The organism is Haloarcula marismortui ATCC 43049 (assembly GCF_000011085.1).
GTDB lineage: Archaea > Halobacteriota > Halobacteria > Halobacteriales > Haloarculaceae > Haloarcula > Haloarcula marismortui.
This window is the reverse complement of sequence record NC_006396.1, coordinates 1,449,766-1,464,623: the sequence shown is the minus strand read 5'-3', so window position 1 is coordinate 1,464,623 and position 14,858 is coordinate 1,449,766. Positions and strand designations below refer to the sequence as shown.

The window sequence follows — 14,858 nt, the reverse complement described above, 5'->3', positions numbered from 1 at the left end:
ACCGGCGCTCAGGCAGCCGTCATGAGTTTGAGCCACTCGGTCAGGCAGTCGTCGCTACAGTGGTGGTGGCGCTGTCGTCCGCTGCCTGTATCCAGAACTCCGACGACGAGATGCCAGTCGTCGGCGTACACGTGGCCGCCACAGACCACGCAATCGCGCACCGTCTCGTCGTCCGTCCGTTTCCCGACCGACACGGTCTCGACGTAGTAGGTCCCTCCGAGGGCGTACGGCGTTTCCAGCTCCATCGGCACAGTCTGGGGACTACACACCCCTAAATGACGGGGCAAACCGCCTCGGTCGACACAACACGGAGGTAGCTCCGGCTCCAAGCAACAGGTATGAGTCAATCCACGGATCTCCCGGACCCGGACCCCGAACAGCTCCGCCTGGCCGTCGAACGGTTACTCGACGAGACGGTCGATCGCGACGAGGCACTCCATGTGACGGCCGACGATCTGTCGATTGCCATTCCGATGCGGTTCGGTTCGGACTCCCAACAGGCGACGTGGCGGTTCGACGGCGACGTGACGATATCAGCCGACGGTGTTCGTGGGCCGCTCAGAGAGTGGGTCGACCTCCTCGAAGAATAGCCGGCATCGGAGCCGAAGCGCTCAGAATGCCGCGACGTGGGGCAGAGATCAAATTATAGTGTCCACGCCGAGCGGTCCTGTTCGACGAGGTGCCAGTATGACCGGCGATTTCGGTCGGATCGAGCGAGGACTGTGCGTCGCAGTTACTGTGTCCGCGGCAGTTAGCGGGAGAATCTGGCCAGCGATTCGCCGAGGCCCGGACCGACACCTGCGGTGACTGCTGTTCGGGACGTGTGCACGCGAACGACTACTGGGAGAATGAACGTATGGCCACAGCAGTAATACGGAGTAGCAGGGCACGATATCCACGCTGGTGACCGAAATTGAAGCGTTCCGTTTCAGGCATCTCCTCTGTGTGCGTGGCCGATAAACAGTGTCACGGCGTTGCAGACGACGAGTGCGACGAACGCGACCCGCGTTGCCCCGGAGTTCAGGCCAGTAATTAGCAGCGGGAGATACAGAAACGGGAGCGCAATCGCTGTCCAGAACGCGAAACCTCGAACGGCGGAGACGAAAGGCTCGTCGAACTCCGGTATCGAGTCATCAAACTGGGCGAGTAATTCGTATGCGGACGAACTTGACATATGGAGGGAACCTATCCACGGCTTCTACTGGAGATAGCTTATAACCTCTAGAGGTTTCCGGCCGTTTCGCTTCGTTTCACGTACAGCGGTCCCCCAATAGTTCATTTTACTACAGGCTGAGCGGCGCGGAGACGTTTTATTAGCGGCGGAGATCTGGTATGACACCTGTGGCACTTCTGATATCTATGACATTCTCGGTGGACGTGCACGACCGATCACGGTCCGAGTAGTGACACGGTTACGTCGTGTTCTGTATCCGTTAGTGTGGTGCTATCAACGACGTGGTCCGGCAGCGACTCCCGCCACTCGGCGAGTCGTTGCTCGTGGTAGGTCCGATGGCGCTCCACCGAGTACGTCTCGTCGTCCGCGTCCCGGAGCTCGTCAGCGGTGTCGTCAGGCGTTGGATACGACGGTGCGTCCGTAGCCAGTAGCGAGCCGGGCTCGATGAGAATCGGTTCATCGTCGTCGTCGGGCTGGACGACGTGGAGACGCGCCCGCATCCGGCCGCTAAACGGCGGTGTGACGCGCAACACCGTCTCTGACCCGTCCGCAGCCGCTTCGATGGCTGCAACGAGGTCGGTGGCGCTTATCGCGAGTGATTTGATATCTGTCGGGTCGCTGTCCATGGTTGAGTCTGTATGTTCCATTGGTTCAGGCTGTTACATCCGATTGCTGTAGTCCCAGGTGTGGAGTCGGTCGGGCGTAATCGTAATCCGTACCTCGCGGCGGTCGGGTGCAAGCAGTTGGTCGGCCAGTGGTGAGTCGGTCCCGCCGAGATAGCGGTGCAACAACTCGGTGAGAACTGTCTTATCCTCGTCCGCTGTCATCGTCGCTGTTCCGTTGCCTCTGACGCCGCAGTACGGCGGCTCGTTCGTCGAGATTTCGAAGGAGACGCTGGCGTCATAGTCGAGGTAGTCGACAACTGCCGCATCCGCCCCAGTCGCACACTCGAAGACACCGTCAACGAACCGATACCAGAGCGAGAGCATCCAAGGCTTGTCTGCTGGAGTTCGACACCCGAGACGGAGTGGCACAGTTTCGGCGCTGAGAAACTGTTCCATCTCCTCGCTCGTCCACGGTCCGGAGACGGTCACCATACACACAGCCTACGGTCGCCGCTATGTTAACATCTCTGGGATGAGTCACTGCATTGTGACAGCACAGTTTCACGAGAATCGACAATAGGACAACCATAGCATTCTCAAAATAGATAATCTGCTGGGTAGCTTTATTTTGCTGTTCAGGAAAGTCACCGTGAGAGCAGTGCGTGAGTCGACAGGAGGGACAACAAGTGCAAAAGCGTGGTGAGACCGAGGAGGCAACAGTGCTCGTCGTTGACGATGAGCAAGATATCGCGGACCTGTATTCGACGTGGCTGCTGACCGCACACGACGTTCGGACCGCACACAGCGGTACTGAGGCGCTCCAGTTAGCCGACGCGTCCGTCGACGTCGTCTTTCTGGACCGACAGATGCCCGACATGAGTGGTGACGAGGTCCTCGACACCATCGCAGAACGGGGTATCGACCCCGCAGTAGTGATGGTGACGGCCGTCGACCCGGACTTCGACATTGTCGAGATGCCCTTCGACGAGTATCTGACCAAGCCGGTCAGCCGCGAGGACCTCCTCGACACCGTCTCGGAGATGCTTATCCGAACCACGTACGACGACCGGGTTCAGGAGTACTTCGCCGTAGCTTCGAAGAAGGCGACACTAGAAACCCAGAAGAACACACCACAACTCGAAGCAAGCGATGAATACCAGACCGTCAACGAGCGGTTCGAAGAACTCCGCCAAAGGGCCGATGCCACGGCCGCAGAGATTGACGATTTCGAGTCCGTATTTCAGCAGTTCCCCGGTAACGGGCTCTCATCTGGCTAATCGCTGGCGATTCTTTTCTCACGGAGCGACAGTAATGCGTCGAGCAGTCGGAGCAAACGTACTGGCGTTTGAGAACAACTCGTTGACGACGCAGTCCGCTTGCTCGGCACACCGCCGCTCGGACTGGTGTAGTGCTGTTCCCGAATCCGAGATAGAGACGCTACTGGCTGCTTGTCGATGTGATCTGGAAAATGCCCGGGGAGGGCTCCGAACCCTCGATCTCCGCATGGCCCAGGTCTGGGGCGTGACGAGCGCCCCGGGGTCATGACGGGTGCACTGCCGCATGAGTCGAAAGACCCTATGAGTGCGGCGCTATGTCCAGCTAAGCCACCCGGGCGCGGGTGCATTCAGCCGTTGGCCGTTAGCCGTCTTGAAGGTTCTCATCTCTGTCGAGACTGTGGTACAGTCCCACGCCGCGAGCGCCTCACCGGCGTTGCTACTCGACCCGCGGATTTAAGCCACCACGCAGGTATGCAGGCAGTATGGAGATACCAGACCTCGTCCAGCAGGAACTCGGGGACGAGGAGATCCGGGGCGGTGTCAACCTCGGTGACGAAGACGCGGCCTGTTTCACACCGACCCGGACGCTCGTCTACCGCGGTGAGGGCCTTCTCAGCGACGAGAAGGTCGCCAGCTATCCGCACGACTTCGAACGGCTCACGGTTTCGGAAGGCCGCCGCAAGACCAAATTCTCGCTCATCTACACCAGTGAGAAGCTCGAACTGTCTGTCCCCGGGAGCCGCGCTGATGCCGTCCTCGAACGGTTGCTCGAAGGGAAGCTCACTGTCTCGGGCGGCATCGCCCCCGACGAGAGTCTCGTCGGCGTGTTCCGGTTCAGCGAACTCACGCTGGTGGTTACCGACCGCCAACTGCTCAAGCACATCGGCAACGTCACCTGGGACGCCGACTACGAGGCGTTCTCCTTCGACGACGTGACTGGTCTAGAGTTCGAAGAGGGGAGCGTCGCTACGGCCGTCGTCCTCTCGTTTAACGAGCGGCCAGAACGCATCAAAGCGCCGTCCGAGGAAGCACCAATGGTCCGGAAAGCGCTGGAAGAGGCCCTCTTCGCGTACCACGAAGTCGATTCACTTGCCGACCTCAATGCCAAGGTTGGAGCCGACCCCGACAAGAGTGCTGACGAAGCCGGCAACGGTCTCGGCCTTGAATCTGGCATCGACCCGCTTGTGAGCAACGACGAGGAGGGCGGTGACGATTCCGAGAGTGAGTCCACGAGCGCCAGTACACAGGCTGCGACCGCATCGACCAATGAGCAGGGACCCACCACTGAAGCCCCGACGGAGACACGATCCAGTGACACAGCTGGCATAGACACCGGATCGGTCGAGTCGGACACCACCACAGACCCCGATATCGCTGAACTCGAGGCACAGGTCGCAGAACTGACCGCCGCTGTCGAGGCTCAGAACGAACAGCTCCAGAGACAGGAGCGAACGATCAAACAGCTCATCAAGGAACTCCGGCAGGGTCGCTAAGCCGCCGCGTTCCGCCTTGATGCCCGTCTCGGGAGGCTCGCTATTCTCTGGCCGTTGTCCTCAATGACACGCTGAGACCGTCGCTGCGACAGCAACCGCGCTTTCGCTGCTTGCGGCTCGTTTCGGTCGCTGCTCGTCCACCGAGGGCCACACCCTGGTCACGGGTCGCGCCGCTCCCCGTTCTCAAACCGAGGACCACCCCCTTCTGTCGTGCCCCTCGCTACTCTCTCCCCAACACTTTCCGAATGCACGTCGACCCGAACGGGCCCAGTTCGCCGTCGTCAAACTGGACGAAGTGGCCCGTACTGATAGCTGCACCACAGCGCTGACACGAGAACTCCCCGTCACGGACGACGACATCGCTGTCGAAGTTCACGTACGACCCCTGTGATCGCGGGCGGATAACGCCGTTCTCGCGTTCGATGAGCCCCCGCATCACTGCAGTGTCGAGTATCTCGCGCTGGACCTGTGGGTTGGTCGTCACCGTCTCGATACGGTCGAGGGCGTCGGCGACGGACAGCTCCCCGTGTTCCAGATGGGCGAGTAGTTCGACACCGAGCTCGACCGGGTCTCGCGTCTCGGACACAATCGCCGATTCAACCCCGAGCAACGTAAAAGATACCACAAAGCGTTTGTCGATTGCTACCGCCCACTTGGGTAGATGGACCGCCTCGCGAAGCGACAGCTGATCGGGACCGCCGGACTGGTGGCAGTCGTCGCTATTGTGACGACGCTGCTTACACCCGAGCGGGTGGTGGCCCAGCTGCTGCACCTCGCTGACCACCCTGTCTACCTCGCGGGTGTCATCGTCGGCCTGTATCTGGTCCGCCCGTTCTTCGCGTGGCCGACGATGCCGTTATCTGCGTTCGTCGGGTTCGTCCTTGGGGTCAAGTACGGCTTCCCGGTCGCGCTGATGGGTGCACTCGTCACCTGCCTCATTCCCTACCGATTCGCACTCCGGGCCGGTGAGCAAGGCGGGATGTTCGGCTGGCTTGGGGACTCCGGCCGGCGGATCATCGAGGTGACCGGCGAGACGCGGGGCGTCCTCGCGGCGCGACTCTCACCCGTGCCCGCGGACCCCGTCTCCTACGGGGCCGGGTTCGCCCGCGTCTCGCCGCGCTCCTTTGCTGTCGGGACGTTCATCGGCGAGATTCCGTGGGTCGCGGTCGAAGTCACTGCGGGCGCGTCGCTGCGGTCGCTGACGCTCACTGGCCTCACCATCGACGCGCTCCCACACGTCCTGCTGTTCTCCGCGGCGCTGGCCGTGCTGGTGCTTGCGGGGCCGGCCTATCGCCACGTCAGCGCTCCGAACTCGTCGTGAACTCGAACCGCGCGCCGCCGCTCTCGCTCTCTGTCACCGACACCGACCACCCGTGGGCCTGTGCGACCTCAGCGACGATTGCCAGACCGAACCCGGTCCCCGCGTCGCTCGTGGTGTAGCCGCGCTCGAACACGTCATCTCGCTCTTCAGGTGGGATTCCGACGCCGTCGTCGGCGACATAAAACCCGGTGTCCGTTGTGCCGACGGAGACGGTGATTGGGGCGCCGTCCGCGCGACGCCCGTGTTTCACAGCGTTGCAGAACAGGTTCTCGAACACCGCGCGGAGCCGTGCCGCGTCAGCTTCAATCGTCGCTGTCCCGATCTTTTCGAGCGTGGCTTCGCCGGTTTCGACATCGATCCAGGCCTGACCTGCGAGGGCAGCGAGATCCACCATCGCCGTCTCGCCGACCGTCTCGCCCTGCCTGGCGAGCGTCAACAGGTCGTTGATGAGTTCGTCCATCCGGTCGGCCGCGGACTCCGCCGCCTCGAGGTGTGATACGTCGCCCGATGTCCGGGCGACCGATATCCGCCTTTTGACCACGTTCAGCGGGTTTCGGAGGTCGTGGCTAACGACAGAGGCGAACTCCGCGAGCTGTCGCTCCCTGTCTTTCCGGTCGCTGATATCGCGGATGACGCCCGCTGTGCCGTTGAACTCCCCGTCTGCGGCTGGAAGCAACGCGATATGGATCTCGATAGGCGTGTGATTCCCGGTCTGGTCGACAATATCCGTTTCGAAGGTCACGTTCTGTCGGGTCGGGTCAGACAGGATTGTCCGGATGAGCTCGCTTCCGCGGTTGATGTCCTCGCCGGTCATGATCGTCGAGATGTGCTCGCCGATCAGTTCGTCCGGTTCGAACCCCGTCAGTTGCTCTATCGCCTCGTTCACGTAGGTGAATACACCCTCGTCATCGAGCGTGTACACCGGGTCGCCAACGGCCTCGATAATCGTCTCGTAGCGTTCGAGTTCCCGCTCGCGTTGCTTGCGCTCCGTCGTCTCGCGCATCACACCGACCGAGCCGTCGAAGTTCCCCTCCTCGTCGAACAGCGGCGCGATCCTGTCCTCGTTGATCCGGACCGTCCCGTCCGCGGATATCGTCCGCATCTCGTAAGCAGCCCACGTTCGCTCGTCGTCGCCAAGCAGGTCACGGATGAGTGCTGTCCCTCTTTCGACGTCCGCTTCGGGCATGAACCGGGCTGGCTCCGAGCCGACGATCTCCGCGCGGTCGTACCCGAGATGGGCGGCCATCGCCTCGTTTGCCATTTCGATGCGACCGTCGGTGTCGAGGATATACATCGGGTCCCCGACGTTCTCGACCAGCGTGCGGTACTCCCTGAGCTCCCGCTCTCGACGTTTCCGTTCGGTGATATCCCGGCCGATACCGGCAATCCCGAACAGGTCGCCACGCCCGTCTTCGATAAGCGATCCCTTAAATTCGTACTGGAGCCTCTCGCCGTCAGCCGTCTCGATTCCTGCCTCAATGGTTCCGTATCCAGTTTCCAGCGTCTCCTCGAATACCTCCCATAATTTCTCGTGGTCGGAATCCGCGACGATGTCCCCAATGTCCATCGACGCCAACTTCTCGTTGGTGTAGCCGGTCACCGACGAGACGGTGTCGTTCCACCTGACCAGGCTGCCGTCGGTACCGACGACGTAGAACATATCGTCGATGGAGTCGATGAGCTTCTCGGTAAATGCCCGTTGATCCGCGAGCTCCCGTTCACGCTCCTCGCGCGCAGTCACGTCGGTGATGAACCCTTCGAGGATTTCGACGCCATTGTCGTCAGTGTCAACGACACGCCCACGCTCCCACATCCAGCGGGTCTCACCGTCGGCCGTCTCGATCTGGTAGGAGACCTCGAACGGTTCGCCGGCGGCAATACAGGTCTGGACCGTTTCCCAGAGACGCTCCGTTTCGGAGTCCTTGATCAGCGCACCCCAGGAGACATCGCCACGCTCGAACGCCTCCGAACTGTAGCCGACTAGCTCCGCTGCACCGTCGCTAACGAACTCCATCGGCCAATCAGGCTCGTTCCGGGCGCGATACACCATCCCCGGCAGATTCGAAATGAGCGTCGACAGCATTCGCTCGGACTCTTCGAGCGCGGTCTTGGCCCGTCGTTCCTCGACAGCCCGCTCGATACGGTTGGCAAGCACGGCGTACTGGTCTGTCCCCATCCCTTTCTGGAGGTATTCGGTGACACCGGCTGAGATAGCATCACTCGCGATTTCCTCGTTTCCTTTGCCAGTAAAGAGAATAAACGGGAGTTCGTCGTACTCCTCGCGAACGACCTTCAGAAATTCGAGCCCGCCCATGCCCGGCATGTCGTGATCGCTAACGACACAGTCGAACGTGTGCTCGGACAATCGTTCTAACCCATCGGCCGCACTTCGCTCGGTACAGACAGAGAGGTTGCCGTGCGTTTGTTCCAGATGGACCGCAACGAGGTCGCCAAGGTCGGGGTCGTCGTCGACGTGCAGCACCGAAATCTCCTCCCCGTGACCACTCATACCACTCTTTTCATTGTTCCAAGCTAATAAACCCGTGAGCGTCTCGTCAGTAGAACGTGTCCGCGCAGTCGTACACGACCCCGTGTTCCGGACAGACGTACTTGCAGTGTCGGTGGTACATCGCCCGCTCACAGAGCGGGCAGGGCCGACCGCCGGGCTGCTCGTCCATGATTCTGTAGAGCAGCCCCGCTCGCTTGTGTCTTCCGGAGTTTCGGAACGGATTCTAGCCGAAATTGGAACAATCCCTTTTGCGGGGTAGGCCGTCGGTTCAGCCATGACTGACGACCTCCTCGACTCGCCCGGCGGTCGGCTGCTGGTCAGCGTCGCCGCAGCTATCGCGGGTCTGGCCGGGTCCTACGCGGTGACCGGCTACGCGCCCGCATTTATCGCCTCGCCAATCGAGCGGACGCTCGCGCGGTCGATGCCCGGTATCGTCGTCTCGACTGCTATCTCGACGCTCGGCAGCCTCGGCCAACAGCTCAATCTCCTGCTCGCCATCGCGCTCGCTGGGCTGTTCATCGCACTGGCGGCCAGGGCAGCTATCCTCACCGGGCAACTGACGAACAACCGCGCCCTCCCTGTCGTCGGAACGGCTGTCGTAACGTGGGCCGTCAGCGTCGTTCTCACCGGCGAAGTCGTCCTTGCCGCTGGCCCGGCGGTCCCCGCCGCCGCCGTCGTCGGCCTTGCGCAACTCCTCGACGGATTCGGTGGCTCGGTGTCACCGATATCCTCGAAACGACGGCGAGCGCTCTCGACGGTCGGCGCGGCCATCGGCGCGGCGACGGTCGGCTACGCGGCTGGCAACCAGCGGTCGGTCGCCGCGACGGGTGACGACGCGCCCGTACTGAATGCGCCGGGGGCGGACCTCGACGATGTCGACGAGAAGCTTGCCGTCGCAGCGGAGTCATCGCTGGGCTTTGGCGACATAGACCCGCTGGTCAGCGAGAACTTCTACGAGGTCGACATCAACTCCATCGACCCGCAGATCTCGGCCGCGGACTGGTCGCTCTCTATCACCGGTGCTGTCGAAGAGGAGGTCACGCTCGACTATGAGGATATCATAGAGATGGATGCCGAAAACCGGTTTGTTACGCTTCGTTGCGTGGGGGAGAGCCTCAACGGCTACAAGACGGATAACGCGCTATGGACCGGCGTTCCCGTCGACAGCCTGCTCGAAGAAGCCGGCGTCCAGAGCGGCTGTGAGTGCGTCATGCTCCGGGCCGAAGACGACTACTACGAGGAGTTCCCCATCGACGCGCTCCGGGGCGGGATGCTCGCCTACGGGATGAACGGGAAGATACTCCCGCGCGGCCACGGCTACCCCGTCCGAGCGCTGGTCCCCGGCCACTGGGGCGAGGTCAACGTCAAGTGGCTCTCGGAAATCGAGGTGCTGGACGAGGAGGCCGACGGCTACTGGGAGAAACGCGGTTGGCAGGGGACCGGACCGGTGAATCCGGTCGCTAAACTCCACCACGAATCGATGCTTTCGGACGGCCGCCGACGTATCGGCGGCCCTGCTTACGCCGGCCTGCGCGGTGTCAAGCGCGTCGAAGTCTCCACCGACGGCGGCGAGACGTGGGCGGACGCGACGCTCTCGGACCAACTGCCCGCAGCCAGCGGCGACGGCCCCGCCGCGGACGCCTGGCGGCAGTGGGAGTACACTTACGACCCACCGTCCAGCGGTCACACCGTCGTCGTCCGAATGGTCGACCAGCGCGGCGAGGTGCAGCCGGAAACAGAGACCGACTCGTATCCCAGCGGTGCCTCGGGCTGGGTCTCCAAACAGTACTCATAGTGCAAAGCGAGCGGCACATACCGCTGTAGTCGCTACTGTGCGTATGGACGAGACGATTGCGGGCGAGGTCATCCACGTCGTCCCGCCAGCCGACCACGAGGACTACGACTTCGAGCCCAAGATGGCGTCGCTCGCGGACTCACGCTACGTCATCGTCTGCCGCAAGGGCGGGAAGCCGTCGTGGCTCGAACGGATTGCGGCATTTCTCCGCCGCCAACCCATCGAGCCAGTGACGCTTGTCGCAGACTCGGCAGCCGAAGAAGGGACAGAAATCACCGCGACTGTCGAGGAAACGACGATTACCGGCGTGTACGACGTGACGGAATTCCGGTAGCCGGCCCTCAGCGAGTCAGTGCACAGCGAAAAAGCGGGCTTCAGGCGCGGCGAAATCCGAATCCGCGTCTCAGGCGGCGGCGTTCAGCACTCGGACCAGCCACAGGACTCGCAGGTCTTGCAGCCTTCCGAGTAGTACAGCGACAGCGAGCCACAGTCAGGACACTCCGGGCTCTCGCCGGCGTCGATGATGTCCTGCTGGTCGCCACCCGCGTCAGCTGCGGCGGCCGCGCCGCCGTCGGTCTGGGTCTGGGTGGCGGTCTCGCCTTCAGCTTTTTCGGCGGTTTCCTCTAGTGTGGTCTGGTCGGGGTAGGCCTTGTCGACGTCGCCGTCGAGGTAGCGACGCAGGGCCGTGCCGATGGCGTCCGGGATGGACTGGATCTGCTCGCCCTTGTCCCAGGCGACCTTCGGCGACCGGATACCCTGCAGTTCGTCGGCGATCTCTTCGGGGTCGACGCCCGAGCGAAGTGCCGTCGAGATGGTCTTGGCCAGCGCCTCGGTGAAGGAGGCGGTGAAGCCACCGGAGTTGCCGATGTTGGCGAACAGCTCGAACGGCCGGTCGGCTTCGGGGTCCTCGTTGATGTTGACGTAGAGCTTCCCGTAGCCGGTGTCGATGCGCTGTGTCACGCCGTGGAGCACGTCCGGCCGGGTCTGCTTCTCAGCGTACTCGGCGTCCCCGTCGGCGACACCCAGCACCTGCTGGATGGAGTCGTCGATGGCGGCCTGAACGGCCTCGTCCTCGAGGAAGCCCTCGATGCCGCCGAAGACCTCTTCGATCTGTGCGACGATCTCGTCGGCGTCCATGTCCGAGAACTCCGTGTTCTGGGCGCGCGTGGTCAGCACCTGCTTGCTGCGGGTACCGTCGCGGTAGTAGGTGACGCCCTTGCCGCCGTGGTCGTAGATGTACTCGAACACTTCGGCGGCGTCCTCTGTCGTGGAGTCGTTCGGGGCGTTGACCGTCTTCGAGATGGCGGAGTCGACGCCCTCCTGACAGGCTACCTGAATACCCGCGTGCTGCTTCGCCGAGAGGTCGCCGGTGGTGACGAACAGCTCGCCGATGGCGTCGGGCACGGTCGTCAGCCCGTCGACGCCGTCGAACTCGTTGTTGGCCATCTGCTCCTGAGCCTCCTGCTTGACGGCCTCGACGTCGATGTCGTTGTCCTCCAGTGCGCGGAGGAAGTAGTCGTCGAACTCAACGAGCATCTCGTCGCCCTGCACGTCGTCGGAGACGTTCTTGTAGTAGGCGACGTTGTAGATGGGCTCACACCCGCCGGTGGTGTTGCCAATCATCGAGGTCGTCCCGGTCGGGGCGATGGTCGTCGTGTTGTGGTTGCGGATCGGGTAGCCGTCTTCCCAGTCCGCCGCGTCCTCGCCGGTCTGCTTCTCGAACCAGTCGGAGTAGTCTGTCGGGTTCGCGTACTTGGAGTTCTCCCACTCAGTGAAGACGCCCCGTTCCTCGGCGAGTTCGTGGCTCGCGGCCTTGGACCCGTGGTTGATGTGGCGCATCGTCTGGCGGGCGATCTCGTTGGCCTCCTCGGTCCCGTAGGCGACGCCGAGCTGGATGTACAGCTGGGCCAGCCCCATGATACCGAGGCCGATTTTGCGCATCTCCCGGACCTTCTGCTCGATCTTCTCGACCGGGAAGTCCGACATCGTGACAACGTTTTCGAGGAAGCGGGTCCCGAGTTCGATGCGTCGGTCGAACTCGTCCCAGTCGATCGCTTCTTCGAGGAACGCGTCGATAGCCGCGTCAATCGAGTCGTACTCGTCCGCGTGGGCCTCCGACCAGACGCGCCAGTCCGGCGCGTCCGTGGCGGCCAGCGTCGAGAGGTTGATGTGGCCAAGGTTGCAGGCCTCGTACTCTTCGAGTGGCTGTTCGCCACACGGATTCGTGGCGAGGATCTCGTGGTCGGGGTGCTCCTCCACGTCGAAGGAGTGCTGCTTGTTCACCCGTTCGAGGTAGATAACGCCGGGTTCGCCGTTCTCGTGCGCGCCCTCAACGATATCATCCCAGAGTTCCTCGGCCGGGATCGAGAGTTCCTCGCCGACCTCGACGTGCTCGCCGAGGCCGAACATATCGTACAGCTCTTTCGTCTCCTCAGTGACAATATGGGCGTCGCCCGTTCGCGGGTTCGTGAAGGTGAATTCCTCGCCGGCCTTCAACGCCTCCATGAAGTCGTCGGTGACGCCGACGGAGATGTTGAAATTCGACAGGTGACCCTCGACGGCGTTGCGGAGGTGCTTTGGCACCTGTCCGTCGTCGTCGATGAGTTCCCGTGCTTCCTCCAGCGCCTCTGCGAAGGAGTTGTGCGTGAAGTCGTCCGGGTCGTTCAGGCGCAGCGTCTCGGCGAGTGAGACGTCCTTGTTCTTGGCGTGGATGAACTGGATGACATCCGGGTGGGAGACGCGCATGACACCCATCTGTGCGCCACGGCGGGCGCCGCCCTGCGCGATGGTCTCGCACATCTGGTCGTAGGTCCGCATGAACGTGATGGGACCGGAGGCGATGCCGCCGGTCGAGCCGACGGGGTCGCCGTACGGGCGAAGCTTCCAGAACGCATAGCCCATGCCACCGCCGGACTGGAAGACCTGCGCGGCCTCCTTGGCGGTCTGGTGGATGTCGTCGATGTCGTCACCCGGTGAGTCGACGAAACAAGCAGACAGCTGCTGGAGTTCGTCGCCGGCGTTCATCAGCGTCGGCGAGTTCGGCATGAAGGAGAGCTGCTCCATCTGCTCTTGGAAGGCGTCGGCGGTCGATTTGACGTGGTCGCGGACACCTTCGGGCAGTTCCGGCACGACCGTCTCGTAGGCAAACTTGTTGACGTTGTAGACAGAGAGTTCGGTCTCGACGTCGTCGTCGACGGACGTTCCTTTGCCGAACACCTCGTCGGCGAGTTCGTCGCGGCGCGGGTGGTCGGGCTTCAGCTGGTCCGGCGAGACGTGTACGTCGACGTCCTGCTTGTTGGCCTCGAACACAGCTTCAGCGAGCGCGATGTTCTTTGCGACACGGTCAAAGAGGTCTTCGGGTCCCTCGATGAGGTCCCCGTTGGCATCCTTCCGGAGGTAGCGAGCCGGGAGGATGTTGTGGTAGGCATTGCCTGTGAGTCGCTCTTCGATAGTGTCACCGTCGGTACGTTTGATCGGGAGCGTAATCTCGTCAGCGGAAAGGTCGCTGTTACTCATCGCCCGCTCCTCCTCCCGACAGCGGCCGTCTGTCGGTCGATACCCCTCGTCGTAGCTACCCGTGATCCTGTCATTTCTGGCGGCGAATACGTAGTCATCGATAGCGTTTAATCCTTCTTGTCTGCGATTCGGCGGCGGCCGTAGCAATCTCCGGAGTCGTGGCTACGGTGCTCGACGAACTGTGCTGGTGACGCGTGAAACGATAGCCGCGTACAACGGAATAGATGCCGTCGGTTCTCCTTAATACTGTCTAGACCGAGGTGAAAGTGAAAACCCGACCCCGTGAATCACCAGACGTGAGCGAGATATCCAGTAGAAACTCGTGGGGGTTTGCGCGTGGTGATAAACACTTACTAACAGTTCGTAGGGAGGTACTGAGGCTGTGTCAGACACGCTGCCGTGGTGCGGTTTTGGCAAAACAGGTCTGTCAGTCCGTTGGTGTCGATATCGTGTGGTTCCGTTCTGTTCCGGTCCTGTATCATCCGGGAATGTGCCCGCTATCTAGTTCGAAAACGGACTGGATGGACGGCGAGAGGCGGGACGCTTACAGGTCTGTGGACCGAAGGAACGTGCGTGCAGTACGATGGGCTCACCAAGGGAATCGCGGTGGTGTTCGGAGGCCTGACAGTCGTCCTGACGGCGGTGGGTCTCGTGATCAATCCTGCGGTGCTCTTCCTGGCGCTCATGTTCGGGGTGTCGACGTATTTCATGTACTACCACCTCAGCGGGAAGATGGCTGCGAGCCTCTACGAGCGGGTTGAGCGACAGGCGGCACAGAACACGGGGAACGCCCGCCGTGGGGGGTTCGGGGCTGGCCCGCGGGAGGAATGGGAACCACCGCGGGACGGCCGCCGGGCGCGCCGTTCGCAAGCGACCCAGGGCGGCCAACGCCGTGGGCAGGGGCGGCAACGGCAGCGCCGCCAGCAAGCGGGTGGCCGGCAGCGCCGACAGCGCGTCCAGTCGTCGGGACCGAGTCCGGCGGAGGCCTACAAGCGGTTAGGCCTCGACCCGGACGCCGACCAGAGTACTATCAAACGAGCCTACCGCGAGAAAGTCAAAGAGGTCCATCCCGACACCGACAGCGGGAGCGAGAGGGAATTCAAGCAGGTGCAGGCGGCCTACGAGACGCTAACTGACGACTGACCGCAACCCACATATCCGACGCTCC

At 62.3% G+C, this 14,858-nt stretch carries 15 protein-coding genes and 1 tRNA gene; 7 read left to right on the top strand and 9 right to left on the bottom strand.

What is annotated here, in order from left to right:
- Positions 1-8: 8 nt before the first annotated feature.
- The gene (locus RR_RS11315) at positions 9-245 is read right to left on the bottom strand and encodes a DUF7576 family protein (protein ID WP_004957514.1); all 237 of its coding nucleotides are present in this window, start codon (positions 243-245) and stop codon (positions 9-11) included.
- Positions 246-338: 93 nt separating this feature from the next.
- Between RR_RS11315 and RR_RS11310 the strand changes: the two genes are divergently transcribed.
- Positions 339-590 carry a hypothetical protein gene (locus RR_RS11310; RefSeq protein ID WP_004957510.1) on the top strand — a complete coding sequence of 84 codons (252 nt, stop codon included), beginning with the start codon at positions 339-341 and terminating at the stop codon, positions 588-590.
- A gap of 338 nt (positions 591-928) precedes the next feature.
- Here the strand turns inward: RR_RS11310 and RR_RS11305 are convergent, their stop codons facing one another.
- From RR_RS11305 to RR_RS11295, 3 genes are all read right to left on the bottom strand, one after another.
- Positions 929-1,174 carry a hypothetical protein gene (locus RR_RS11305; RefSeq protein ID WP_007187664.1) on the bottom strand — a complete coding sequence of 82 codons (246 nt, stop codon included), beginning with the start codon at positions 1,172-1,174 and terminating at the stop codon, positions 929-931.
- Between the two features lie 215 nt (positions 1,175-1,389).
- Positions 1,390-1,821, bottom strand: a complete 432-nt coding sequence (locus RR_RS11300; protein WP_007187663.1) for a hypothetical protein — start codon at positions 1,819-1,821, stop codon at positions 1,390-1,392.
- Between the two features lie 12 nt (positions 1,822-1,833).
- A complete protein-coding gene (locus tag RR_RS11295) occupies positions 1,834-2,271 on the bottom strand; it encodes a pyridoxamine 5'-phosphate oxidase family protein (protein ID WP_004957479.1) in 438 nt (145 codons plus the stop codon).
- A gap of 194 nt (positions 2,272-2,465) precedes the next feature.
- Between RR_RS11295 and RR_RS11290 the strand changes: the two genes are divergently transcribed.
- Positions 2,466-3,056 (top strand): HalX domain-containing protein, encoded by a 591-nt coding sequence (locus tag RR_RS11290; protein WP_007187662.1) that lies wholly within the window; start codon positions 2,466-2,468, stop codon positions 3,054-3,056.
- A gap of 192 nt (positions 3,057-3,248) precedes the next feature.
- Here RR_RS11290 and RR_RS11285 read toward each other — a convergent pair.
- Positions 3,249-3,393 (bottom strand) — tRNA-Met (locus tag RR_RS11285).
- A 145-nt stretch (positions 3,394-3,538) separates the two neighbouring features.
- On the opposite strand from RR_RS11285, the gene RR_RS11280 reads away from it, so the two are divergent.
- Positions 3,539-4,549 carry a DUF7115 domain-containing protein gene (locus RR_RS11280; RefSeq protein WP_004957470.1) on the top strand — a complete coding sequence of 337 codons (1,011 nt, stop codon included), beginning with the start codon at positions 3,539-3,541 and terminating at the stop codon, positions 4,547-4,549.
- Positions 4,550-4,769: 220 nt separating this feature from the next.
- Here the strand turns inward: RR_RS11280 and RR_RS11275 are convergent, their stop codons facing one another.
- Complete coding sequence (locus RR_RS11275; RefSeq protein WP_049938898.1) at positions 4,770-5,159, bottom strand: DUF5830 family protein; 390 nt, start codon at positions 5,157-5,159, stop codon at positions 4,770-4,772.
- A gap of 51 nt (positions 5,160-5,210) precedes the next feature.
- Between RR_RS11275 and RR_RS11270 the strand changes: the two genes are divergently transcribed.
- Positions 5,211-5,870: a TVP38/TMEM64 family protein gene (locus RR_RS11270; RefSeq protein WP_011223751.1), complete on the top strand. Its 660-nt coding sequence runs from the start codon at positions 5,211-5,213 to the stop codon at positions 5,868-5,870.
- On the opposite strand, the gene RR_RS11265 is transcribed toward RR_RS11270, so the two are convergent.
- Both RR_RS11265 and RR_RS22980 read right to left on the bottom strand, forming a co-directional pair.
- Positions 5,848-8,379 (bottom strand): PAS domain S-box protein, encoded by a 2,532-nt coding sequence (locus tag RR_RS11265; RefSeq protein WP_049938897.1) that lies wholly within the window; start codon positions 8,377-8,379, stop codon positions 5,848-5,850. The genes RR_RS11270 and RR_RS11265 overlap by 23 nt on opposite strands.
- Before the next feature lie 46 nt (positions 8,380-8,425).
- A complete protein-coding gene (locus RR_RS22980; protein ID WP_004591539.1) occupies positions 8,426-8,548 on the bottom strand; it encodes an HVO_2523 family zinc finger protein in 123 nt (40 codons plus the stop codon).
- A 105-nt stretch (positions 8,549-8,653) separates the two neighbouring features.
- Between RR_RS22980 and RR_RS11260 the strand changes: the two genes are divergently transcribed.
- The gene (locus RR_RS11260) at positions 8,654-10,174 is read left to right on the top strand and encodes a sulfite oxidase (protein ID WP_011223749.1); all 1,521 of its coding nucleotides are present in this window, start codon (positions 8,654-8,656) and stop codon (positions 10,172-10,174) included.
- A 43-nt stretch (positions 10,175-10,217) separates the two neighbouring features.
- Positions 10,218-10,508 carry a DUF7526 family protein gene (locus RR_RS11255; protein ID WP_004957453.1) on the top strand — a complete coding sequence of 97 codons (291 nt, stop codon included), beginning with the start codon at positions 10,218-10,220 and terminating at the stop codon, positions 10,506-10,508.
- Positions 10,509-10,591: 83 nt separating this feature from the next.
- On the opposite strand, the gene RR_RS11250 is transcribed toward RR_RS11255, so the two are convergent.
- Positions 10,592-13,690, bottom strand: a complete 3,099-nt coding sequence (locus RR_RS11250; RefSeq protein ID WP_007187656.1) for an adenosylcobalamin-dependent ribonucleoside-diphosphate reductase — start codon at positions 13,688-13,690, stop codon at positions 10,592-10,594.
- A 573-nt stretch (positions 13,691-14,263) separates the two neighbouring features.
- Between RR_RS11250 and RR_RS11245 the strand changes: the two genes are divergently transcribed.
- Entirely contained in the window at positions 14,264-14,833 is a 570-nt protein-coding gene (locus RR_RS11245; RefSeq protein ID WP_004957446.1) for a J domain-containing protein, read from the top strand.
- The last annotated feature ends 25 nt before the right edge of the window (positions 14,834-14,858 follow it).

Bases quoted from the DNA above. Each gene is read 5' to 3' on its own strand.
- RR_RS11315 (WP_004957514.1), bottom strand. From the start codon at position 245: ATGGAGCTGGAAACGCCGTACGCCCTCGGAGGGACCTACTACGTCGAG.
- RR_RS11310 (WP_004957510.1), top strand. From the start codon at position 339: ATGAGTCAATCCACGGATCTCCCGGACCCGGACCCCGAACAGCTCCGC.
- RR_RS11305 (WP_007187664.1), bottom strand. From the start codon at position 1,174: ATGTCAAGTTCGTCCGCATACGAATTACTCGCCCAGTTTGATGACTCG.
- RR_RS11300 (WP_007187663.1), bottom strand. From the start codon at position 1,821: ATGGAACATACAGACTCAACCATGGACAGCGACCCGACAGATATCAAA.
- RR_RS11295 (WP_004957479.1), bottom strand. From the start codon at position 2,271: ATGGTGACCGTCTCCGGACCGTGGACGAGCGAGGAGATGGAACAGTTT.
- RR_RS11280 (WP_004957470.1), top strand. From the start codon at position 3,539: ATGGAGATACCAGACCTCGTCCAGCAGGAACTCGGGGACGAGGAGATC.
- RR_RS11270 (WP_011223751.1), top strand. From the start codon at position 5,211: ATGGACCGCCTCGCGAAGCGACAGCTGATCGGGACCGCCGGACTGGTG.
- RR_RS11265 (WP_049938897.1), bottom strand. From the start codon at position 8,379: ATGAGTGGTCACGGGGAGGAGATTTCGGTGCTGCACGTCGACGACGAC.
- RR_RS22980 (WP_004591539.1), bottom strand. From the start codon at position 8,548: ATGGACGAGCAGCCCGGCGGTCGGCCCTGCCCGCTCTGTGAGCGGGCG.
- RR_RS11260 (WP_011223749.1), top strand. From the start codon at position 8,654: ATGACTGACGACCTCCTCGACTCGCCCGGCGGTCGGCTGCTGGTCAGC.
- RR_RS11255 (WP_004957453.1), top strand. From the start codon at position 10,218: ATGGACGAGACGATTGCGGGCGAGGTCATCCACGTCGTCCCGCCAGCC.
- RR_RS11250 (WP_007187656.1), bottom strand. From the start codon at position 13,690: ATGAGTAACAGCGACCTTTCCGCTGACGAGATTACGCTCCCGATCAAA.